At 45.6% G+C, this 22,738-nt stretch carries 14 protein-coding genes; 3 read left to right on the top strand and 11 right to left on the bottom strand.

Going from position 1 to position 22,738, the window contains the following annotated elements; all coding sequences use genetic code 11:
• Positions 1-15: 15 nt before the first annotated feature.
• From ACX0G9_RS27445 to ACX0G9_RS27410, 8 genes are all read right to left on the bottom strand, one after another.
• Complete coding sequence (locus ACX0G9_RS27445; RefSeq protein ID WP_459068178.1) at positions 16-681, bottom strand: ABC transporter ATP-binding protein; 666 nt, start codon at positions 679-681, stop codon at positions 16-18.
• Positions 682-892: 211 nt separating this feature from the next.
• On the bottom strand, positions 893-3,280 hold the full coding sequence (locus ACX0G9_RS27440) for an ABC transporter permease (RefSeq protein WP_459068177.1): 2,388 nt from the start codon (positions 3,278-3,280) through the stop codon (positions 893-895).
• A gap of 62 nt (positions 3,281-3,342) precedes the next feature.
• Positions 3,343-5,760 carry an ABC transporter permease gene (locus ACX0G9_RS27435; protein ID WP_459068176.1) on the bottom strand — a complete coding sequence of 806 codons (2,418 nt, stop codon included), beginning with the start codon at positions 5,758-5,760 and terminating at the stop codon, positions 3,343-3,345.
• Between the two features lie 76 nt (positions 5,761-5,836).
• Positions 5,837-8,269 carry an ABC transporter permease gene (locus ACX0G9_RS27430; RefSeq protein ID WP_459068175.1) on the bottom strand — a complete coding sequence of 811 codons (2,433 nt, stop codon included), beginning with the start codon at positions 8,267-8,269 and terminating at the stop codon, positions 5,837-5,839.
• Between the two features lie 52 nt (positions 8,270-8,321).
• The gene (locus tag ACX0G9_RS27425; RefSeq protein ID WP_459068174.1) at positions 8,322-10,763 is read right to left on the bottom strand and encodes an ABC transporter permease; all 2,442 of its coding nucleotides are present in this window, start codon (positions 10,761-10,763) and stop codon (positions 8,322-8,324) included.
• 56 nt (positions 10,764-10,819) lie between these two features.
• Positions 10,820-11,497 (bottom strand): ABC transporter ATP-binding protein, encoded by a 678-nt coding sequence (locus ACX0G9_RS27420; protein WP_459068173.1) that lies wholly within the window; start codon positions 11,495-11,497, stop codon positions 10,820-10,822.
• Positions 11,498-11,565: 68 nt separating this feature from the next.
• Positions 11,566-12,036 carry a hypothetical protein gene (locus ACX0G9_RS27415; RefSeq protein ID WP_459068172.1) on the bottom strand — a complete coding sequence of 157 codons (471 nt, stop codon included), beginning with the start codon at positions 12,034-12,036 and terminating at the stop codon, positions 11,566-11,568.
• Between the two features lie 9 nt (positions 12,037-12,045).
• On the bottom strand, positions 12,046-13,305 hold the full coding sequence (locus tag ACX0G9_RS27410; RefSeq protein WP_459068171.1) for an efflux RND transporter periplasmic adaptor subunit: 1,260 nt from the start codon (positions 13,303-13,305) through the stop codon (positions 12,046-12,048).
• A 436-nt stretch (positions 13,306-13,741) separates the two neighbouring features.
• Between ACX0G9_RS27410 and ACX0G9_RS27405 the strand changes: the two genes are divergently transcribed.
• Both ACX0G9_RS27405 and ACX0G9_RS27400 read left to right on the top strand, forming a co-directional pair.
• The gene (locus ACX0G9_RS27405; RefSeq protein ID WP_459068170.1) at positions 13,742-15,103 is read left to right on the top strand and encodes a sigma-54-dependent transcriptional regulator; all 1,362 of its coding nucleotides are present in this window, start codon (positions 13,742-13,744) and stop codon (positions 15,101-15,103) included.
• Positions 15,100-16,443, top strand: coding sequence for a sensor histidine kinase (locus tag ACX0G9_RS27400; RefSeq protein ID WP_459068169.1), 1,344 nt, complete (start codon positions 15,100-15,102; stop codon positions 16,441-16,443). Before ACX0G9_RS27405 ends, ACX0G9_RS27400 begins: the two co-directional genes overlap by 4 nt.
• 144 nt (positions 16,444-16,587) lie before the next feature.
• Here ACX0G9_RS27400 and ACX0G9_RS27395 read toward each other — a convergent pair whose 3' ends face one another.
• The 3 genes from ACX0G9_RS27395 to ACX0G9_RS27385 all read right to left on the bottom strand — a co-directional run bounded on the left by ACX0G9_RS27395 (position 16,588) and on the right by ACX0G9_RS27385 (position 19,238).
• Positions 16,588-17,343, bottom strand: a complete 756-nt coding sequence (locus ACX0G9_RS27395) for a LytR/AlgR family response regulator transcription factor (protein ID WP_459068168.1) — start codon at positions 17,341-17,343, stop codon at positions 16,588-16,590.
• A 142-nt stretch (positions 17,344-17,485) separates the two neighbouring features.
• A complete protein-coding gene (locus ACX0G9_RS27390) occupies positions 17,486-18,520 on the bottom strand; it encodes a sensor histidine kinase (protein ID WP_459068167.1) in 1,035 nt (344 codons plus the stop codon).
• A 478-nt stretch (positions 18,521-18,998) separates the two neighbouring features.
• The gene (locus tag ACX0G9_RS27385) at positions 18,999-19,238 is read right to left on the bottom strand and encodes a hypothetical protein (RefSeq protein WP_459068166.1); all 240 of its coding nucleotides are present in this window, start codon (positions 19,236-19,238) and stop codon (positions 18,999-19,001) included.
• 167 nt (positions 19,239-19,405) lie between these two features.
• Between ACX0G9_RS27385 and ACX0G9_RS27380 the strand changes: the two genes are divergently transcribed.
• Complete coding sequence (locus tag ACX0G9_RS27380) at positions 19,406-22,720, top strand: SusC/RagA family TonB-linked outer membrane protein (protein ID WP_459068165.1); 3,315 nt, start codon at positions 19,406-19,408, stop codon at positions 22,718-22,720.
• The last annotated feature ends 18 nt before the right edge of the window (positions 22,721-22,738 follow it).

Raw genomic sequence — 22,738 nt, 5'->3', positions numbered from 1 at the left:
TGTTTTGTTCTGCGATTAACCATTATCGACACGGCCATCCAAAAGGTTGATGATCCTCGATCCGTAAGCAGCATTTTTTTCCGAATGGGTCACCTGTATAATCGTTACTCCTTCCTGGTTCAGTTGTTTGAATAAATCCATGATTTCTTCACCCTGTTTGGAATTCAGGTTACCGGTTGGTTCATCTGCCAGTAATAATTTGGGTTTGCCGATCAGGGCCCGGGCAATTCCCACTAATTGTTGCTGGCCGCCGGAAAGCTGAGCCGGGAAAAGATCTTTTTTACCTACAATCTGAAATCGATCGAGTATATCTGCCACCATGGCCTGACGTTCGGAAGATTTGATATTCTGATAGATGAGCGGGGTCTCAATATTTTCATAAACCGTTAGTTCATCGATGAGGTGGTAAGCCTGGAATACAAATCCGATATATTGTTTGTACAATTGCGAACGATGTTTTTCCTTCAACGTATGTACACTCTGGTCGATGAAAAAATATTCTCCTTCCGATGCATCATCCAGCATTCCGATAATATTCAGCAGACTGGATTTTCCCGAACCGGATGGACCCATTATGGAAACGAACTCGCCTTCCCCGATATGAAGATTGATATCTTTCAGAATAAAATTTGGTTTCCCGCCGACCATTACCCATTTCGATATGCGCTTTAATTCAATCATACATAAAAAATTAGCTTTTTAATTGCTGGTCTATATGTCTGTGAATAACATGCCAGCGTGTTACTCAGTGATACACAATATACTATCTATCAATTACATAGAAGATAGTTCGTTTTCGATACAAGAACTGTCCGTTTTTGATACACCCCTTGAGTCCTTTTTTCCGGCTACATGAACGGGCGATCGGGTGTACTCAGGTGTACATTCTCCATTATTCCGTTCTCAGACTTTTCGCGGGACTAGCCAGGGCGGTACCCAATGTCAACAGACCGATGACAGAAAAGGCAATGACCAGAAGGATGGATTCGGTTAGAAAAAAAGTCTGGAAACCTACAGAAATACGATAGGCAAAATTTTCCAGCCACTGATGCACCAGCCACCAGCTCAGGGGAAAGGCGATCAGGGAAGAGAGTACCGCCAACCGGATAAAATCTCCCGACACCAAACCAAGAAGATCGGGAAGTTTTGCCCCCAGCACTTTTCGGATACCGATCTCTTTCGTTCGGTTCTCTATGGTAAACAGAATTAGCCCGGTAAGGCCTAACGTGGCCAGAAAGATGGCCAGGATGGTAAAAAAGCTGAGGGCATTGCCCATGAGTTTTTCTTTCCGGCCCAGTTTGGCGAAATTATCATCCAGGAAACTGATCTTAAGCGGTTCTTCCGGCATAAATTCTTTTCCTGCATTTATCAGCAGGTCCAGAAAGGCGCTGGTCTGTCCGCCGCTGATCTTAACAGCAAGGGCATTTCCATTTGGGGAATACCGCAGAACGACAGGCCCGATCTTTTCCCGGAGAGAAGCAAAATTAAAGTCTTTTACCACCCCGATGACCCGCTGATCTCCATTGATCGAAGCGCCTACGGGATCGAATAATCCAAGGGCGGCCACGGCCGATTCATTCAGGATCAGGGCATTGGTATCCGTTATACGTTTTTTATCAAAATTTCTTCCATTGGTCAGGCGCATTCCCAGGGTGGCAATATATTTATCATCGACGGGAAAGGTCTGAAGGGTCATATCTTCTTTCATAGATGCGGTACGGTAAGTATACATCCAGATGCTGTTGCCCCCAGGGGTCCGGTTGCAGAAACTGGTGCTTATTACCTGGGACTGTTGTTCCAGGTAATGTTGAAAGGCAAGGGCCCTTTGGTTCAGGGCGCCTGCATTCTCGATCAGTACTACACCCTCCCCCCGGAAACCTTTATCCTTGTTTTTCATATACTGTATTTGACCGTATACGACAAAGGAGACGAAGATCAGGGAGGCCGCAAGGGTGAACTGAATAAGAACCAGGATATTACGTATCCGGAAATTGTTTTTTCCGGGCAGCCTGACAAGTGGCCGGATGGATAGCAGGGGTTTAAATGCGGTAAGATAAAAGGCAGGATAAATGCCTGCCAGAAATCCTGTAGAAAGAGAGAAAAAGATCAGCCAGGCATAATGAACCTTGAGAAGAGAGAGTGGCCCTGTAAGGACTGAGCCTGTGGCGGATTGATAGAAAAAAAGGATGACCTGTATCAGACCGCAAGCCAGGAACATAGCCAGAAAGCTGAACAATAAAGATTCCAGGAGGATCTGGGTAACAAGATCTTTTCGGGATGCCCCGAAGGCTTTTTTGATGCCCATCTCCCTGGAACGGATGGAAGAACGGGCGGTAACCAGATTCACATAATTGATGATCGCCAGTAAAATAAGGAAGATACTGATCGTTCCTAATAACCTTACCTGGGTTAAATTGCCACCTGGGGATAATTCGAATTTCAGATCGGAATGGAAATAAATACCGGTCAACGGCTGGATCAGGAATTTTACGGCAGTGTTTCCTTCTTTCCATTGTGCGAAGGAGACCGATGTGCTGCCGGAAGGGTAGACGCCTTTTTCCAGCAGGCGGTCCAGCCAGCTTTTTAAACCAGCTACCGATCCCTTCTCTTTTAATTTTACATAATTGTATACAGATGCTGAAGACCAGTTGATGGTTGGAGAGGAAACTATGGCAGGCTCCAGCGGTAACAGCACCTGTGGATCGAGGTGGGATTTTTCAAAACCTTCCTTCAGGACGGCAATGACGGTAAACGGTTTTTTCTCTTTTCCGATAAGGATGGTCCTTCCGATGGGATCTGTCCCGGAAAAGAAACGTTTGGCATAACTTTCTGAAAGAATAGTCTCCCCGGGCGCCAGTCCTTCCTGCGGAATAGCCCCTGCGCTGACCGGATAAGAAAAGACCCTGAAAAAGACAGGGTCGATATAATATGGATAAATATCCGTAAATGCACGATCCTGCTGGCCGGAGCGAACGGGAATCTCTACGCCTGAACGATCAAAGGAGGTTGCATATTGAACGTCCTTACAGGAAGCAGTCAGCAGTTCTTTAAGCAGGGATTGACTTTTGGCAAACCCTCCCATGTTAAAAAAGTCAGTGCCGATCCGGACTATCCTGTCCGCATCCCGGAAATGCCGGTCACAACTCATTTCCCGTTGTGAATAGATCAACAGGATAAAAGAGGCAGCCATCCCGATAGATAAACCGGCAAGATTGATCAGAGAAAAAACCGGGTATTTCCGGAAATTTCGCAGGGCCGGTTTCAAATGCGTATTTAACATAGTAGTGATGACTTGTTTTTTTGCGGCAATCGTAGCTATTCCCTATTCAAACCAGATGGGATCTACTCGGACCTAAGACTTTTCACGGGATTGGTCAGCGCTGCCCGAAGGGAGCGGTAACCTACGGTCAGGGCTGCGATCAGGAAAGTTGCCAGGATGGCCAGGGCAAAGATCCAGGCCCCGATCTGTATCCTGTATTTAAAATCCTGCAGGTACCTGTACATGACCCAGCCGGCAAGAGGCGCGGCGATAGCAAAGGCGATGACCAACAGACGGCTGAACTCTTTACCGAATAACCAAAGAATATTCATCAGGCTGGCCCCCAAAACTTTTCTCACACCGATCTCCTTGGTCTTACGCAGGGCCATAAAGGAAACCAATCCATAGAGACCCAGACAACCGATGAGGATGGCTATTCCGGCAAATACTTCAACCAGGGTCAGCATCATGGTATCCGTTTCATAAAACTCAGCAATCCGGTCATCCAGAAAATGATAAGCGAACAGGTACTCCGGATAGATCCCGTTCCAGATCTTCTCGAAGGAAGCCAATGCCGGCCTTGTATTGGCCAGATTAATCCTGATACTGCAATTCTCATAGTAATCATATCCGGCCATCATACAGATCGGGGCGATCTCATTGTGGAGAGAGTAATTATGAAAATCCTTCACTACTCCTACTATTGGGGCAGAGATGGTACCGCCGTTGATGCTGATACGTTTGCCGATCACTTCCTGCGGAGAGGGAAGATTTAATTTTTTCACAAAGGTCTCATTGACCACAAATTCACGGGTCGTATCGGAAGGAAAAAAGTTCCTTCCGGCGACCAGTTTCAATCCGAAGGTATTGAGATATTTATCATCGGCTCCTTTCATGTTGATGGACCAATGTTCGTCTTCGGCACGATTATCATACCGGATCCCTGTATTGCTGTTGCTGCCTGAGGCAGGAGGCTGATGACAAAGGGTGATCTTTTCAACTCCGGAGACCGCAGCCAGCTGGTCGCGCAGGGTATTCATCTTCGTTTTATCCCCGACAGGAATGGGCAGGGTTACAATCGCCTCCTTATTAAATCCAAGGTCGATATTTTTTGAATAATGGACCTGGGAGGCAATTACAATCGTTCCGATGATAAGGATCTGGCAGATCGTGAACTGGGCTACGACCAAAATCCGGCGAAGGGAAAATCCTCCTATATGAGCCTGCGACAATTTGCTTTTAAGGGCCAGTGCAGGCTGGAACCTGGACAGGACGAGACCAGGGTAGGAGCCCGACAAGAAAATGACCATCAGGGAAATTGCTGCCAGGAATACAGATAAAGACCAGTCACTGAAAAGCCGAAGAGTCATTTTGGTCTTCAGCAATTGGTTAAGAGAAGGAAGGGCGATCAGCGATAGTCCGTAGGCCAGCAATAAGGCAAAGCCGGTGATCAGGGTCGTCTCAGCGATGAATTGCCAGAAAAGCTGGGAACGCAGGCTGCCCAGAACTTTCCGTATGCCGACCTCCTTAGACCGGTTTAAAGCCTGGGCGGTGGCGAGATTGACAAAGTTAACACAGGCGGTAATGATCAGGAACAGGCCGATGAAACCCAGGGCCCATAAATATTTTTTGTCTGCGGAGCCATCGAACTCCGAATTGAAATGAATATCGGAAAGCGGCTGCAATTTAAATTGCCAGATCTTCGCATCCCTTCCCTGGTAATATTTTGAACTAAAACCGGTAAAGGCTTTATCTACGGTCGCCGGGCTCATTCCGGGCTTGAGGCGGACAAAACACATACTGCCGCTATAAACGGCTCCCCAACTGCTGTCACTTCCAATCCAGCTGCTGTAATCCTTTAAATTATCATAGGAAAGATAGATCTCCTGTTTACGATCGGTATTGGCAGGTATATCTTTTAATATACCGGTGATGGTAAAATCGGTCTTGCTATCCAGCCGGATGGTCTTACCGATGGGTGATTCCCTGCCGAAATATTTATTGGCGATAGTTTGCGTTACTACAGCAGAATGGGGATTAAGCAAGGCGGTTCGTTGATCACCCTGTGCCAGGGGAAAATTAAATATTTCAAAAAAAGATGACTCTGCGAAGGCGATCTTATCCTCCTCCCTAAACTTTTTTACTTCTTTTTCGGTGGGAAGAGTGATCAGGCAATTGTGATAGGCTACAACCCTTGCTGTTTTTTCAGCGAAGGTATAATCATTGCGGAAGGCCTTGCCAAGGGGTTGGGGCACCGCAGATTGATAATCGATCTTATCCTCGTGGAATTCGGTGATGACCCGGTATATCCTGTCTCCAGCCGGATGGAAAGTATCAAAGCTCAGGTGAAAACGGATAAGGGTAAAAATAAGAATGGCACAGGCAAGGCCCAGGGAAAGACCTGCGATATTGATCCCCGTATAAGCCTTGTGCCGTCGAAGGTTGCGCCAGCCAATCTTAAAACCCCCTGTCCCCCTAAAGGGGGAACTGATTTTGAACATGGTTATTGTATATTATTACTTTTTAAAAGAGTATGTTTTTGTTCTTACTTTTTCCCCCTTTAGGGGACAGGAGGTTTTATTCAGATCGCAGGCTTTTTACCGGGTTGGACACGGCGGCCCTGATTGCCTGGAAGCTAATGGTGATAAGTGCCACGGCTGCCGCCAGGATGCCCGCGATCAAAAATACCCACCACTGAATGGATGTCCGGTAGGCGAAATCCCCCAGCCATTTATCCATGGTATACCAGGCAACCGGAAAGGCGATCAGGGCGGCTATGAGAACGAGAAGCAGGAAGTCCTTCGATAACAACCCCACGATGCTGCCAACACTGGCTCCAAGGACTTTACGAATGCCGATCTCTTTTATTCGTTGGGTAATGGCAAAGGCGGACAATCCAAATAGACCCAGGCAGGCTATGAAGATAGCAATACCCGAAAAAATAGTAAAAAGACTGCCCTGTCTTTGTTCGGATTTATATAACTCATCGAACTTTTCATCGAGGAAGGTATAATCAAAAGGCGTTTCCGGCAGGAATCGTTTCCAGGTCTTTTCCAGGTGGGCAAGGGCCGCTGTTGTATTTCCCCCTGCAATTTTTAAAGATATGCGTGAATAGAAACCCTGGCTGGCTGCAGGCATCATCATGATCATTGGTACAATAGGCTGGTGCATGGATTCAAAATGAAAATCTCCTATGATTCCAACCACCTTTCCTTTTGTACCGCCATATTCGAAATTTTTCCCTACGGCTTCCTGTGGATGACGCATACCAAGGGCTTCGGTAGCGGCAACATTCAACAGAAAGGAGTTGCTATCCGTTCCGTATTCCCGGGAGAAATCCCTTCCGGCAACGACAGGAATTCCATAAGACGAAAGAAAATCATAGTCGGTGGCCAGGAACTTTATATCCGCATTTACCGGTCTCAGGGAATCCCCGCTTTCGGTGGATGCGCCCTGCTCGTCCAGCAGCCGCCCACTGGGGATCCGGGAGGAGCGCGTCGCATTTTTTATATTGGAATTGCTCAGCAGTTCGGTGCGAAAGGTCTCATAGGTTTTATCCAGGCCATTGTCATACAACATGGTTACGATACGTTCCTTGTCGAATCCAAGCGATTTTTGCTGCATAAAATGCAATTGCTGGAAAACGATAGCCGTACTGATGATCAGGATGATGGAAATAGAGAATTGGGTCACGACCAGCACTTTGCGGAAAGAAATGTTTTTTCCTCCGGCCTTGAACAGCCCCTTCAGGACTTTCGAGGGCTGGAATGAAGACATGAACAGAGCGGGGTAAATTCCGGAAATTATCCCGATGAAAAAGGGAGCCAGGAACAGCGGCACCAATACCCTGGCATTCAAAAGGCTTTGTATGCCAAGCGTCAGACCGGTGAGCTTATTGAGCCAGGGCAATCCAAACCAGGTCAACAGGATGGAGAGCAGGATCGCCAGCCAGGCAATGAGGACCGATTCGCTTAAAAATTGGGTGATGATCTCGCTTCTTAAGGCTCCGGCTACTTTACGGATCCCGATCTCCTTAGCCCGTAAAGTAGAACGGGCGCTGGACAGGTTCATATAATTGATGCAGGCGATCAGTAAGATAAAAAGAGCGATGGCCCCAAAAATATACACCCGGCTGATATCGCTGTTCTCTTCTATTTCCTCATCGAGATGAGAGCGAAGGTGAATGTCCGTTAGTTTTTGCAGATAGAGTTTCGTAAATTTCGAAGGTTTGGAACCCGGGCCTGCGTAATCCGCAGGCATATTTTTATCCAGGAAGGCAGGGAACTGCGCTTCCAGGTTTTTTGCCGGATAATCCTTCGGGAACAGGAGATAGGTAAAAAAGGAGTTATTGCCCCAATTGGTGAGCAAATTATGTTCTCCGTAGATAGCGCTGTCTTTGAGGGTATTGAAGGATAACAATATTTCCGGATGGAGGTGGGCAGTTGAAGGAAAGTCCTTATAAATACCGGTTACTTTAAAATTATTTTTGCTGTTCAAACGAATGACCTTGTTCATCGGATCTTCATTGCCGAAATATTTCCTGGCAGCATTCTCGGTAAGCATAATGCTGAATGGGTCAGCCAGGGCTGTAGCAGGATTCCCTTTGGTCAGGATTACATCGAAAACACTGAAGAAATTGTTATCGGCAAAATATACATTTTTCTCATTGAAGATCTTTTCTTCGTAACGCATGGGCGTTGTCCCTGCAAGAAGAATCCTGGTAATCTTCTGAATATCGGGAAATTCATTTTGTAAAAGCGGGCCAAAGGGCGGGGCGACGGCTCCCAGGTGAAGGGAAACGATACCATCCTTGTTGTTAAAACTCCTTGTTACCCGGTAAATCCGGTCGGCCCGGCTATTGTATTTATCATAGTTCACCTCATGAAGAATATATGTAAGGATGAGCAGGCAACAGGCCATACCGATGGTAAGACCAAAAAGGTTGATGAAAGAAATAAACTTATATTTCATCAGGTTACGGACGGCGATCTTCAGATAATTCTTGAGCATGAGATTAGCTTTAACGATTGTTAGTAATAATCAATTCTCCTCTTGGGCAATTCTATTCCGCTCTCAGGCTTTTAACCGGATTAGCCAGTGCGGCCCGTATGGCCTTATAGCCCACGGTAAGCCAGGCGATCAGGACGGTGCTGAAAAGAGCGATTAAAAATACGCCTGCACCCAGGTGGATCCGGTAGGCAAAATTATTCAACCAATTATTCATAAGGTACCAGGCAACCGGAGTGGCTAAAAGGAAGGCCGCTGCGATAAGCAGGGTAAATTCCCTGGAAAACAGGTATACAATGCTCCCGGCTGAAGCACCCAAAACTTTGCGGATACCCACTTCTCTTGTTTTTTGCATGGCCATGAAGGAGACTAAACCATACAAGCCGAGACAGGAGATAAAAATGGCCAGGCCCGTGAAAATCTTATAGATGAGGGCCAATTGATTTTCCTGATTGTAAAATTCGGCAATATGATCGTCGATAAAATAATCATTTCGTACATAGTCGGGAAAATTAGTTTCCCAAAGCTGCCGGATAGAAGCGATCGTACTGGAAAAATGAGCGGTATTTACTTTGATGGCGGTTCGGCTGCTATAATTCAGATTGGCAGTAATAACAAGAGGTTTTACTTCCTCCCTCAGTGAATTGGTCTTAAAATCTTTTACTACACCAACGATCCGTTGCCAGGCGGGTATGAGCAGCCGCATTTCTTTTCCAATAGCCTGCTGCGGATCTTTGATTCCCAATTTTTTTGCCATGGTTTCATTGATCACGATTCCACGGGCCGTATCCCCGGGAGCGTAAGGCTGTCCAGCCAGAAAATGGATGCCGAAGGTTTTAAAATAATCCGCGTCTCCGAATTTCAGATAAGCGTTGAAAGGAATATCTTTTTCAGAATGATTGAAATAAAAATTGGAACTCCAGTTATTATCGGAAGAGGGCTCATCTGCGGTAAGGGTAACTGCGTTTACGTCCGGGTTCTGTAATAACTGTTCTTTGAAAAATTTCATTTTTTGCAGGCTGGCACTGTCGGAAGGCCCGGGCATGACCAGAACTGCTTCCTTATTAAATCCCAGATCTGCGTTATGCACGAAATTCATCTGACTGACAGCAACGACGGTGCCGACGATCAGGAACTGGGAAATAGTGAATTGCGTGATCACCAGCACTCTTCTCATGGATATACCACCAAGCGTAGCGGAAGTGATACGGCTTTTCAGGGCAAGAACCGGTTTAAAACCAGATAAGATCAAGGCAGGATATAAACCGGAGAACAGGGTAACAAGGGCTGTGACCAACAACAGGAACAAGATACTGCTGCCGTTCAGCAAATGCATCGTTTCAGGGACGCTGGCAATATGTTTCAGATAAGGCAGAGATATTTTGGAAAGCAGGACGGCCAGCAATACAGAACTCAATACGATCAGAAATGTTTCACCCATTACCTGAAAAATAAGCTGGGGCCGGTTGCTGCCTAATACTTTACGGATCCCCACTTCTTTGGAACGGCCGACAGACTGCGCTGTAGCCAGATTGATGAAATTAATGGAGGCCATCAGTATAGCCAGGATTCCGATCAGAGAAAGGGTCCAAAGGGTGGTTTTGCCGGTAACATGGTTCCCAAAGTTCTCAAACCGGTTATCGAAATGTAAGTCCTTTAAGGGTTGCAAAAAATGCGATCGTTGAGAAATGCTCAGGGCTCTGTCGGGATAATATTTCTTAATGAAACCGGTAGCTAAACGGGTGTTAACGGATTGGGCAGACTGATTTTCGGGCAGTAACAGAAAAACCTGGTGGTTGCTCCCGAGGGTATTCCAGTCCTCGTGTAATTGATATTCTTTGGCATGTTGCTTAAGGGTTAAAAAGGGGATTATCACTTTCAGTGTAAAATCGCTGTTTGCCGGATAATCCTCTATCACTCCTGCCACTTTCAGCGTCAGCAGGTTATCCATTTTTAAGTTCCGGCCTACAGCTTCCGTCCAGCTGCCGAAATACTTTATGGCGGTGCTTTTATCCAGGACCACATTATCCGGAAATGCCAATACGCCGGGAGTGCCTGCCAGCCATTTCGAATCAAAGATGGTAAAGAAGGGGGGCCCGATAAAAAAGACACCGGTATTTTCAATGAATTTTTTATTGGAGCCATCGTTGGGCGCACCCTTTATTGCCCCTGTCTCCGGTATAGTCACCTGACAACCGAGGTTACTGGTCATCGAAGCGAAGGTTGCCTCCGGATAGTCCTGACGTAAAGCATCGGTCATCGGGACCGGCACACCGCCGTTATAGGTAATGCCATCCGCATATTTATCTTTTGATACTACCCGATAGATCCGGCTGGCCTTTGAATGAAAGGTATCATAACTTAATTCATAACGGACCACGACAAACAACAAAAGACTTGCGGCAATTCCGATAGCCAGTCCTGTGATGTTGATGACTGCATAAACCCTGTTTCGGGTTATATTCCGAAACGCTATTTTAAGATAGCTCTTAAGCATAGTAAAAAATTAAAAGACCCGTAAGCCCCAAAACAAAAAACATTGGCAAACAAACCTTAAACCAGGATATTCTCCGTAACTGTCTGTCCGTCCAACATGCGTATAATACGATGGCTGTAACGGGAATCATGTTCGGAGTGTGTAACCATGATGATGGTAGTGCCTTTTTCATTGAGGTCTGTCAGCAATTGCATGACCTCGTTCCCGTTGGATGAATCCAGGTTACCGGTAGGTTCATCGGCCAGGATCAACTTGGGATTGTTGACCACTGCTCTGGCAACGGCAACACGTTGTTGCTGACCACCCGATAATTGTTGAGGGTAATGATTGCGGCGATGCATGATCTGCATCTTATCCAATACGACCTCCACCCGTTGTTTTCTTTCAGGGCCTTTTACGCCAAGGTAGATCAGGGGTAATTCCACATTTTCAAATACGGTAAGTTCGTCGATGAGGTTGAAGCTTTGGAACACGAAACCGATATTTCGTTTGCGCAGATCAGCTCTTTTGCGTTCATTAAAATGCGCAACTTCCGTACCGTTGAATAAAAAGCTGCCGCCATCGGGATCGTCCAACAGACCCAGAATATTAAGGAGGGTTGATTTACCGCAACCTGAGGGACCCATAACTGCGACAAATTCTCCTTCCTTCACGTCAAAGGTGAGCCGGTTCAGGGCTATCGTTTCCACTTCTTCAGTGCGGTAGACTTTTTGGAGTTCGCTGATCTTGATCATATTAATGCTGTTTAAGTTAAAACTGTTTAGATGATGTGTAGGTTTATTTGGCTAAAAGATAATGTTTTTTAAATATACAGGGCAACAAGAAGCGGTGAAAAATCTCCGGTTTTACCGTTCCCTTCCTGATGTTTGTCCATATCATCACCTGCCCTCTTTGTCTCTGCCTGTTTGGTTTTTCCTCCTTCTGCCGGCCGGATGGCTAAGGAGGGGATGGCCATGGAGGGAGCAATTATAACATGCTTCACCTGCATAACGGGTTTGACGGCTGAGGTTCCTTTTGGCGACGACGGACAGGTCAGCCCCTTGCTGCAGCGGCTTGTGCATTCCGTCGAATTCGCCCATTCCTTTGGACCTGTGCATTCTTTTGGATCTGTACAGTCTTTTGGATCTGTACAGTCTTTTGGACCTGTGCATTCTTTTGGATCTGTGCATTCTTTTGGATCTGTACATTCCTTAGTGCCTGCAAATTCATTGGAAGAAGCAAAATCGTTTATTCCAAAGAGCAGGATGGCAGTGTAAAGAAATTTCAGTAGCATAATTTTTTTTTAATCTTTTTTCAATACCAATACCTGCATAGTCCCATAATTCTCATAACTGGAAGTGACCACCTTATCTCCCGGGCTCAGCCCCTGTAAAACCTCGTAATAGTCCGTGTTCTGCCGGCCGAGTTGAATATCGACTTTATAAGCGGTTTTGCCATCCGCGCTGACCTTGAAAATATAATTCCCTCCTGTCTGCTGGTAAAATCCACCTTTAGGGACAAGAACGGCAGTCGTTTCATCGCTTAAAGCCAGCGTGATCTGCAGGGTTTGTCCTTTACGCAGGCCCTTGGGCACTTCTCCGACAAAATCCATATCTACCTGGATACGGGCATTTGTCACCTGGGTATATACTTTAATGATCTTCAGCTTATAGGGTTTCTCCTTAAAGGTAAAAGTCCCGGTCAACCCGGTAAAAATGCGGGAAATATAATGTTCGTCCACATCGGGTAACCTGACCTTAAAACCGTTCAGTACATCCAGCTGCCCAAGAGTGGCTCCGGGTGTTTTGGATTGGCCGATTTCGGCGTCCAGGGAAGTCAACTGCCCGTCGACCAGCGCACGCAGGATAAGGTCACCGACTCTTCTTCGAAGAATGCTCAGGGTATTCTGAGCACGCAGGTAGGACTGTTTGTCCTGCTCTGCCTGCTGGTTTACAGAAATGCTGTCGGATTTAAGGATCTGTTGGGTCAGGGTACTTTTCCTCAAATAATAGTTATAATTGTTCTCTGCCTGTTTGAATTCCTGGGACCCGATCACCTTTTGCTCGTATAATTTTTTGTCCAGGGTATAAACCCTTTCGGCTTCTTTAAAATAACTTTCCACATCTGCCATCTGCGTCAGCTTGCCTACCGTATTCTGCTGGGCATTCGTTCGGGCAATCTGCATCTGCGTCAGGAGGTTGAATACATTGGTCTCCTGGTTGGCCAGGGTCAATTCCAGTTCGGTATTTCCTAATTTAAGGATGGGATCGCCTTTTTTAAGGACGGCTCCGTCTTCCACATATTTTTCCAATACCCGGCCCCCTTCGGTGGTTACCAGGTAAATGGTAGTCAGGGGCAGTACAGTGCCGTTCTGGGGAATGGATTCCTGAAAAGTACCTTTTTTGATTTCGCTAATTGTAATTCGTTCAGTATCAACATTAAGCGTTGATTTTCCGGATGTGAAATAAAAACTGCCCGCTATTAAAAGAACCAAAGCTGATATTCCGCCAATAGTCATCAGGCGTTTGGTTGTCCACGTTTTTTTCGGTATAACTCTGTCCACGATTAAGAATTTAGTAATTTTTGTTTTTCTTTAAAAAGCCACCCAGTATAAAAATACCAGGTGGACTACTACACATGAGAAAATTCTTATCGGTATACTATCAATCACATGCCAGAATGTAATACCTATGATTTACAGATTCTTAGAACTATATAAGCCATTTGGTAGTTCATTTTTGATACAAGAACTGTACGGTTTCGATACACTGGTAAAAACGATGGTTCTGACATAAAAAATTAATTGTCATACGATTATAATTAGGGTATACTTGTAGTTAGGTCTTGTAACCGGAACGGCGGCGGGAATATTAGCAGCCACTTCGGTAACATTGTCTTATAATTGCCTGTATCCCGATAATCGTCTTTTACCAAAGACGCCGGTTGTATCCCGGTGTTGCATTTTCGAGTAACCTATTTTTAAATTTTTTACCTGAGATATGAATTTAAAGAACGCCTCAATTTTAGTGATCGATGACGATCTTGACGTCCTTACTGCGGTCAGGCTATTGCTCAAGACGGAAGCAGCCGAAGTAGTTACGGAGAAAAACCCGGAGAACATGCGCTCCCTGCTGGCCAAAAAACCCTTTGATCTGATTTTACTGGATATGAATTTCAACAGTTCCATCAATACCGGGAACGAGGGGTTGTTCTGGTTGCGGAAATTAAGGGAATTCGGGTCGGAGGCAGCCGTGATCATGATCACGGCCTATGGCGATATCGATCTGGCTGTGCGCTCTCTCAAGGAAGGCGCTGCTGATTTTGTGGTGAAACCCTGGCACAACGAAAGATTGATCACCACCATCAAGGAAGCCCTGAAAAAAAAAGATAATAAAAAGGGAAGCGGCGGTTTTTCGGTTGCCGCAGATTCGGTGATCGGTTCCGAACTGCTGGGGGAATCGGAGATCATGCAGGATATTTTTTTCAAGGTGGAAAAAATAGCTCCCACGGATGCCAATATTCTGATACTCGGCGAGAACGGTACGGGTAAGGATCTGATCGCCAAGGCCATTCACCAGCATTCCTTACGGGCTGACAAGCCCTATGTCAAGGTCGATGTGGGGGCTTTGACCGAGTCCTTATTTGAAAGTGAGCTGTTCGGTCATAAAAAAGGGGCATTTACCGATGCGCGGGAAGACAGGATGGGCCGTTTTGAAACAAGCAACGGCGGAACTCTTTTTCTAGATGAGATCGGGAACATTTCCCTGCATCAGCAGGCAAAACTATTGTCCGTATTACAAAACCGCCAGGTGACCCGGCTGGGCGCCAATCAGCCTTTGCCCATCGATATCCGGTTGATCTGTGCCACTAATGTTCCCTTGAGTGAACTAGCCAACGAAAACAGGTTCCGGAAGGATCTGATCTATCGGATCAATACGGTGGAGATCATGGTTCCTCCGCTGCGCAAACGAGAAGACGATATCATTTTACTGGCCCGGCATTTTACCCGGATCTATACCAATAAATACATGAAACCTTCTCATGATCTGGATGCGAAGGCCATTGAAAAACTGAAGAGCTACCATTTCCCGGGAAATGTGCGGGAGTTGCAATACACCATCGAACGGGCTGTTATCATGACGGATGGGGATGTATTGCAGGCCAAGGATCTTATCTTTTCTCCGATCGAGTCCGGAAAATCCATGCCTGACGAACCGCAGGAGCTAAAATTAAGTACGATTGAAAAAAATGCCATTCTGATGGTCATAGAAAAACATAACGGAAATATTTCCAAGGCTGCCAAGGAGCTTGGGTTGACCCGGACAGCACTTTACCGTCGCCTGAGCAAATACGATATATGATATTCAAACGATACCAGGAACGGATTCTGATCAGGGTCTTATTTATGTTCCTCACTCTTTCTGGCGCATCCTTTCTTTTGGTAAAGGGGTACTATGCGTATCTGGCTTCCCTGATCCCGGTGATCATTTTTCAACTGGTTGATTTTTATAATTTCCATCGCAAGGCGCAAACGGAGGTGGAGCAATTCGTGGAATCCATTCATTACCGGGATTTTTCCCGTTATTTCGATGTGAAAGAGGCGCCCGTGGAGTTGCAGTCCCTCCGGCAGGGATTTAATGAGATCAATTCCACCTTTAAGCTCATCAGCCGGGAAAGGGAAACACAATACCAATACCTGCAGAAGATCCTGGAACTGGTGAATACGGGTATCCTGTCTTATGAACATAAAAGCGGCGATATCTGGTGGATGAATGAATCATTCAAAAATATGCTGGGCGTTCCCTATCTCAAGACGATCCATTCCCTGGAAAGAAGAGATGCAGCCTTATATCACGAGATCATGAACCTGCGCCCGGGAGACAGCAAAATAGTCGCCATTACCAAGGACAGCAATACCTTTAAAACACTTTTGGCGGCTACTGCCTTTCAGACCGACGGTAAAGTATATAAGCTGATTGCCTTTCAGGATGTGAATGAGGCATTGGATGAGACAGAAGCAAAGGCCTGGCAGAAATTACTGAGTGTTATGACACATGAAATCATGAATTCCATTGCCCCCATCTCTTCGCTGGCCGAGACGATGTTACACCGGTTACAGGCGTCGATCAGCCAGCTTAAAGGGGAACCCGGCGCCCTGGAGGATCTCCATCTGGGTATTGAGACGATCAGGCGACGGAGCGAAGGGTTGCTGAAATTTGCAGAAACCTATCGTAATCTTAATAAGATCACTACTCCTAATCTGAAGAAGATATATGCCAGGGACTTGTTTGAGAATCTGCATCACCTGATGCAGCCGACCCTGGATCAGAAAAATATAGAAATGGAGATCATCCTGAAGGATCCGGATTTGTCCCTTGAAGCGGATGCCAGTCTGATCGAACAGGTACTGATCAATCTGCTTGTAAATGCCATCGAGGCGGTAAAGGAAAGTGCAGAACCCCGTATTTCCTTACTGGCGATCGCTTCGTCCAGTAATAAGGTGACTATTAAAGTGGCGGATAATGGAACAGGTATGTCGCCAGAGGTAATGGATAACATTTTTATTCCCTTCTTTTCAACAAAAAAGAGCGGGAGCGGTATTGGCCTGAGCCTTTGCAAGCAGATCATGATGCTGCACAAAGGGAATATCCAGGTACAATCGGTAGAAGGGGAGGGGAGTTCTTTCCTGCTGCATTTTTAAAGTGGCGAGGGGATAAAAGGGCGTCACAGACGACCTGGCATATCCTGATTGTCACGTGGGCTGCCACGGGCAGCCAGGCCGTAGGCCAATCATTAGACAGAAAGGGGAAGTGCGCTAAATTTCAAAAAAGCGCACTTCCCCTTTCTAAATCTCACCAATCCACTTTTTAAAAGAGGCAGAGTTCTCCTGGCTGATAATGATCTCCTCATTGACAGGCAGTACCAGTTCCACACTGATTTTGCTTCTTTCCAGGGGTTTGAAACGCTTTATATAATTGGCGTTGATAATGTATTTCCGATTCGCCCGGTAAAACAGATTTCTGTCCAGCTCTTCCTCCAGTTCGGTAAGATTGTTTTTTTCCGCCATGTATTTCCGGTTCTCTTTATCGACAAGGAAAACCAGTTTGTGCTCTGTAAAAAAATAACCAGTGTCCTCTACACGAACGGTTTGGTATTCCATCCCTTTTTTAACCAGCACCCTTGACCTTTTTTTATCCTGCAAAGCAAGGAGATCGGCGGAGGAAGGATTGTTGTTTACAAAATGGCTTTGAAGATTTTTGTATTTTTTTATGGCATTTTTCAGTTTGTCCTGACTGATCGGTTTGAGGAGGTAATCGATACTGCTATACTCGAATGCCTGGGTCAGGTATTTGTCATAGGCCGTTGTAAAAATTACCGGGCAGGTAATAGTGCAGGCCTTGAAAATATTGAAGGAAAGGCCATCCGACAACTGGATATCCATCAGGATAAGATCCGGATGGGGGTTCTTATTCAGCCAGCGTACGCATTCGTCGACGCTGGTGCACCCGGCCAGAATGTTTATATCTTCATCTATGGCATGGAGTTCTTCTACCATATTCTCAAAGGCAGGGCCTTCGTCTTCTACGATAAGCACTTTCATGTGACTCAATTTTGACGATACAAATGTAGGCATGTTTTATAGTTTTTGTTTACCGCTTATCTATAAAATACCCATTTCGGGAATATTGTTGCTTCACAGGGAGGGGGTGTTTCAGAAGGGATTGGATAGTACCGGGGGAGCGTCAGAATTTAATAATGGGTAGTTTTACCGTGAATGACTTGAAATTATTTTCTATGATGATATTTCGTTTGGTAATCAGCTTATAACGGTTATCGAGGTTGCCCAACCCGATCCTGGAGGTTGGTGCTGCATAATTTTTGGGATTAATTATATTTTTTACAATGGCATAATTGGAAGAGATGGAAACGTGAATGGTCAATGGCGTTTTATCATTGAATTCATTGTGTTTAATGGCATTTTCCACCAGGGCCTGCATAGAGATGGGCGGAATCAGGAAATCTTCGGAGGAAAGGTCGGTGATCTCAATGATCATACTGATAGCCTCACCAAAACGGATCTTCAGCAAATAGAAATAGTTGCTGATAAATTCTATCTCTTCCCGTAACAGTACCATATCCTTTTCTTTATTACTGAGGATATACCGATATACTTTTGCCAGGGTATCATTGTATAGCCGGGCATTTTGAGGGTCCCTGGTGATCAAAAAGGAAAGCGTGTTCAGGGAATTAAAAATAAAGTGGGGATCGATCTGATTTTTGAGCGCTTCCAATTCGGCCTGTACTTTGGCAATATTCAGTTGTTCCACTCTTGATTGCGTATGTTCTCTTTCCATATTCAGAAAGATGATCTCATAAATATTCATGATAAAACAGGCGGCGATGATAATGATAAGCGTACTGTTCAGCATAGGGCCATTCCGGAGATAGGTCTCCCTGGAAAACAGTCTCCAAACGTTAAGCAATAGCCCAGCCACCACGCCTGAGTAAACAATGTTGGTCAGGAAAAGAGAAATAATAATTTTATAATATTGTTTGAACGACCAGTCGTAAGTTTTCCGTATGAAATACATCAACCAGAGATTGCCCTGCCAGACCAGAAAGGCGATCAGGATAAAGAATGCGTAGGATGTACACAATTCAAGGAATGAATACTGATTGTTTGTAATAAGACCCGTCAGGTTCGGGATGAGCAAACCCAATGCCGGTACACCGATCAGCTTAACCATCTTATCATTTAAAACCAATTCATTCTTCATAGCAGTTGCATTTGAGCCTTAGGCCGCCCCGGCGATCCTGTACAAGGTTTTTGGAAGTAGTCGTAGTGTGTAGTAGAAGAAACAGCAAGTACCCATATTCACCTGTATTAGAAAAGTTAATTTATTGTGAAAGGAAAAATTACATGATCAAAAGGACGAATCAGGGACAATGGGTAGCGGTAAATTTCAAATAAAGAGCAATTTGACGCGTCTTCAATCGTTTAAAGAAGGTCTTCAAACAATTATTCTCGTGGTTGGGTAAATTTTTCTATTAACTGCCTTGAATACTATATACCTTCGCCGCTAGTAGTGAATAATCTATTCCGGGGAAATAAATTTCTCTAGGGGCAGCTCCCCCGGATCCTGTAAAAGCTGTCTTTAGAAGTTTTCTCATGTGACTCGCAGGTGGTTTCTACCACCTGCTCTTTTTTTTTTATTCTTCCCATAAATTATCTCCCCATAATTCTTCTTCTCCAATTTATCCCGGCAGCTTGCCAGTTCCATTAAGTGCGAATCGCTGTTTTTCCGATGTATTTTGGACCCGATTTTTCGAGCTTCTATTTTCGGGGCAGCCCATGCCAATTTTCAAAATTCCGTCATCAACTTCCAATAACAGCATTTTAACAAAGTGTAGGCGGATTTTAACAATATTTGAAATTACTGAATTTTCAGTATCGAAAAACACGGCTTCAGTAAGCAAAAATACCGATTCAGTCATGAACGGGATCTCTAATGCGTCAGAAATGTTAATTTTTTTGTCCTTTAGACAGGCCCTTCTTAATTGATGTAAGGGTTTATATCTACACAGACGGTATTGAAGATCCTCCAGTCTTTAGCTGTTTGTGTGCCATGAGTCACATTGTTATCACCCAAAATGACAGTAAAATGAGAAAACTTTTCGTTCAAACCGTCCTATTCATGCTTTTTGCCATATGGGCACAGGCGCAAACCAAAGAGGTGACGGGTAAGGTCACCGATTCAACCGGCCTGCCGTTAGCAGGAGCTTCCATCAACATTAAAGGTGCCCGGGGCGGGACCAGTGCCGGCCAGGACGGTAGTTTCCGGATTAACGTCCCTTCCAGTGCCAAAACGCTTTATGTCAGTGCAATCGGATTTGATCGCAAGGAAGTGGATATTTCCGGTTCCAGTATGGTCTCCGTTCAGTTAAACCAAGCGACAAGATCTCTCAACGAGGTGGTTGTCACAGCTTTAGGGATTAAAAGAGAAAAAAGGGAGCTTACCAATGCCACCCAAACCATTAATGGCGACGCCCTTAACAGATCGGGAACGGGTAATGCCCTGAGTGAACTGGAAGGTAAGGCTTCCGGATTGACCGTGATCAATAGCACCGGCGACCCAGGTGGTGGAACCTATGTAAGGTTGCGGGGAGCTACTTCCATAACCGGGAATAACCAGCCGCTGATGGTCATTGACGGGGTGCCGATCGATAATTCGATCAATAACTTCGATGCCACCGCCCCAGCAGGCAATGTATCTTCCGGAGCGGCAGGGAACCTTACCGGTGGTCAGCAGCCTACCAACCGAGGTAATGATTTGAATCCCAATGATATAGAGTCCATTAACGTCTTAAAAGGCCCCGCCGCAACCGCCTTATACGGGCTCCAGGCCGCCAGCGGCGCAATCGTGATCACTACTAAAAGGGGCGGTGCCGGAAAAAGAACTGCCGTCACGTTCAATTCCTCGGTGACCATGGATAAAGTAAGCCTGTTACCTAAATTGCAGTCTTTGTATTCACAGGGATCACATGGCCAGTATGCACCTCCCGAAGCGCATGGGTCGACATCCTGGGGTGCCAAGATCGATACCTTGTCCTGGGATGGCGCTACCGATTATGAATTTGACAAACATGGTCATATCGTCGGCAGGTCAGATCCCTCTGCCAAGACTCCTGTAACTCCTTATGACCGGTATAAATTTTTTAAGACCGGGCTGACCTACAATAATAACGTCTCTTTATCGGGGGGAAATGATAAATCAGGTTACCGGGTATCTTTGGGAAATCTGTACCAGACTGGTATCGTGCCCTTAACTAAATATGTAAAAACAACCTTGGGTCTTAGCGGACAGACAAAGATCAGCGACAGGTTGAGTACTTCGGCAAGCATCAATTTTTTCAATTCCAGTAATTATAAGGTCCAGCAGGGGTCCAATATTTCCGGCGTAATGCTGGGTCTGGTCCGGACGCCAGTTACTTTTGATAATTCCAACGGTTATTCCGATGCGGCCTATCACAAAGATGCATACGAGATCCTAACCGGGCCAAATGCAGGATCACAAAGAAACTACAGAGGTGGTCCCGGATATGATAATCCTTACTGGGTCGTCAACAAATCACCTACTCATTCCGATCTGGACAGGGTCCTTGGGTATGCTCAGGCAGATTATATCGTCGCACCCTGGATGACACTTACCTATCGGGTGGGAGGAGATGTCTATTCGCAGAACGACAAAACCGTCTATGACATCAATTCAAACAATGCACCTGCGGGTTCGATCTATCTGATCCATTACACTAACCGTCAGTTCAATTCGGATTTCATTGTTAACCTGCACAAAAACTTCTCTGATGATTTTGGTGGATCTTTAATCCTGGGGCATAATTATTTTACGCTTGAGCAGGATAATGTATTTACCATTGGAAATGGTTTTAATGCAGAAGGGTTTTATGATTTAGCCAACGCTCAATCCATTCAGGCAAACGAAACGGAATCGAGGAAAAGGACAATGGCCTTTTATGGAGATGCAGAGTTGAATTATAAGAGAATGCTGTTCCTGTCCATTACGGGAAGGAATGAAATTACTTCAACCCTGCCTGCTTCGCATAACAGTTTTTTTTACCCTTCTGTTGGATTGGGCTGGGTATTCTCTGAATTGCCTGGCTTTAATAAATCAATAGTATCCTTTGGTAAGGTAAGAGGTTCTTTTGCCCAGGTCGGAAAGGATGCCTCTCCTTATGGTCTTACTACTCCATTTACGAATGCCGTTTTTGCCGATGGTTTTACAGGAGGTATCACTTTTCCTGCTGCCGGTGGATCCGGTTTCCAGATCAGTTCGGCTATTGCCACTATCGGCAATCCCGATCTGAAACCGGAAAAAACCAATTCATATGAAGGCGGTTTTGAACTGGGCTTCCTGAATAACCGGCTCATGTTCAATGCGACCGGATATTATAGTAAAACTACCGATGGGATCATGCCCATTTCCCTTCCTTTCAGTACAGGATTCGCCGGTAAGCTGGTGAACGGTCCTACGATCACCAATAAAGGGCTTGAACTTACCCTGGATGGTACTCCGGTACAGACCTCTTACGGTTTGAAATGGAATGTGATCGTGAACTGGTCAAGGAACATCAGTAAGGTCGTCACCTTATATCCCGGTATCACCAGCTTTTTCATGGGAGGGTTCGGAGCAGGGGAAGCAGGAATTTTTGCGATACCAGGTTCTCCTTATGGAGTGATCTACGGATCGACCACACCGCATTCCGATCTGACCAACCTTAAAAGTCCTCTCCTGATCGATGACCAGCCAGCTTCTGGTTCTTATGCACAACCAATTGGAGGCGGAGTTGGTCCAAGCCAGGTCATTGGTAATCCAAACCCGGATTGGATAGGATCAGTGATCAGTAATTTGAACTACAAAGGATTTGTATTTGGTTTCCAGATCGATGTCCGTCACGGCGGGGATCTTTGGAATGGCACGCGTGGTGCATTGACCAATAAAGGAACTGCGGGTCAGACGGCCAACAGGGGTTCTGCAACTGTATTCAAGGGTCTGTTGGGGCATTTGGATGATAATGGTAATGTGGTACACCTGGATGGCGGGGTAGAAAAACCAGGACCAGGAGCGCCTAATACAATCGCTTCGACCTTTAATCAATCCTATTGGCAAAATACCGGTAATAGTTTTGGTGGTGGCCAGGAGCCAGACATCGAGAATGGAGGGTTCACGAGGATCAGGCAAGTCAGTCTGTCCTATGATTTACCTAAGGGCATGTTAAAGAAGACGCCCTTCACGATGTTGACGCTGACTGCATTCGCCAACAATCTGCATATCTGGACCAAGTATGACGGAGTTGATCCTGAAACCAGTTTGGGAGGGCCTTCCAACGTTCAGGGATTGGACTATTTCAATAATCCGGGTACCAAAAGTTATGGCCTTCGTCTGAATGTCGGTTTTTAATTAACCTTAAAATGAGAA

It is taken from the genome of Flavitalea flava (assembly GCF_054461575.1).
Note: the sequence above shows the minus strand (reverse complement) of the source record. Positions and strands in the feature narration are given on the sequence as shown.

Bases quoted from the DNA above. Each gene is read 5' to 3' on its own strand.
- ACX0G9_RS27445 (WP_459068178.1), bottom strand. From the start codon at position 681: ATGATTGAATTAAAGCGCATATCGAAATGGGTAATGGTCGGCGGGAAA.
- ACX0G9_RS27440 (WP_459068177.1), bottom strand. From the start codon at position 3,280: ATGTTAAATACGCATTTGAAACCGGCCCTGCGAAATTTCCGGAAATAC.
- ACX0G9_RS27435 (WP_459068176.1), bottom strand. From the start codon at position 5,760: ATGTTCAAAATCAGTTCCCCCTTTAGGGGGACAGGGGGTTTTAAGATT.
- ACX0G9_RS27430 (WP_459068175.1), bottom strand. From the start codon at position 8,269: ATGCTCAAGAATTATCTGAAGATCGCCGTCCGTAACCTGATGAAATAT.
- ACX0G9_RS27425 (WP_459068174.1), bottom strand. From the start codon at position 10,763: ATGCTTAAGAGCTATCTTAAAATAGCGTTTCGGAATATAACCCGAAAC.
- ACX0G9_RS27420 (WP_459068173.1), bottom strand. From the start codon at position 11,497: ATGATCAAGATCAGCGAACTCCAAAAAGTCTACCGCACTGAAGAAGTG.
- ACX0G9_RS27415 (WP_459068172.1), bottom strand. From the start codon at position 12,036: ATGCTACTGAAATTTCTTTACACTGCCATCCTGCTCTTTGGAATAAAC.
- ACX0G9_RS27405 (WP_459068170.1), top strand. From the start codon at position 13,742: ATGAATTTAAAGAACGCCTCAATTTTAGTGATCGATGACGATCTTGAC.
- ACX0G9_RS27400 (WP_459068169.1), top strand. From the start codon at position 15,100: ATGATATTCAAACGATACCAGGAACGGATTCTGATCAGGGTCTTATTT.
- ACX0G9_RS27395 (WP_459068168.1), bottom strand. From the start codon at position 17,343: ATGAAAGTGCTTATCGTAGAAGACGAAGGCCCTGCCTTTGAGAATATG.
- ACX0G9_RS27390 (WP_459068167.1), bottom strand. From the start codon at position 18,520: ATGAAGAATGAATTGGTTTTAAATGATAAGATGGTTAAGCTGATCGGT.
- ACX0G9_RS27385 (WP_459068166.1), bottom strand. From the start codon at position 19,238: ATGACTGAATCGGTATTTTTGCTTACTGAAGCCGTGTTTTTCGATACT.
- ACX0G9_RS27380 (WP_459068165.1), top strand. From the start codon at position 19,406: ATGAGAAAACTTTTCGTTCAAACCGTCCTATTCATGCTTTTTGCCATA.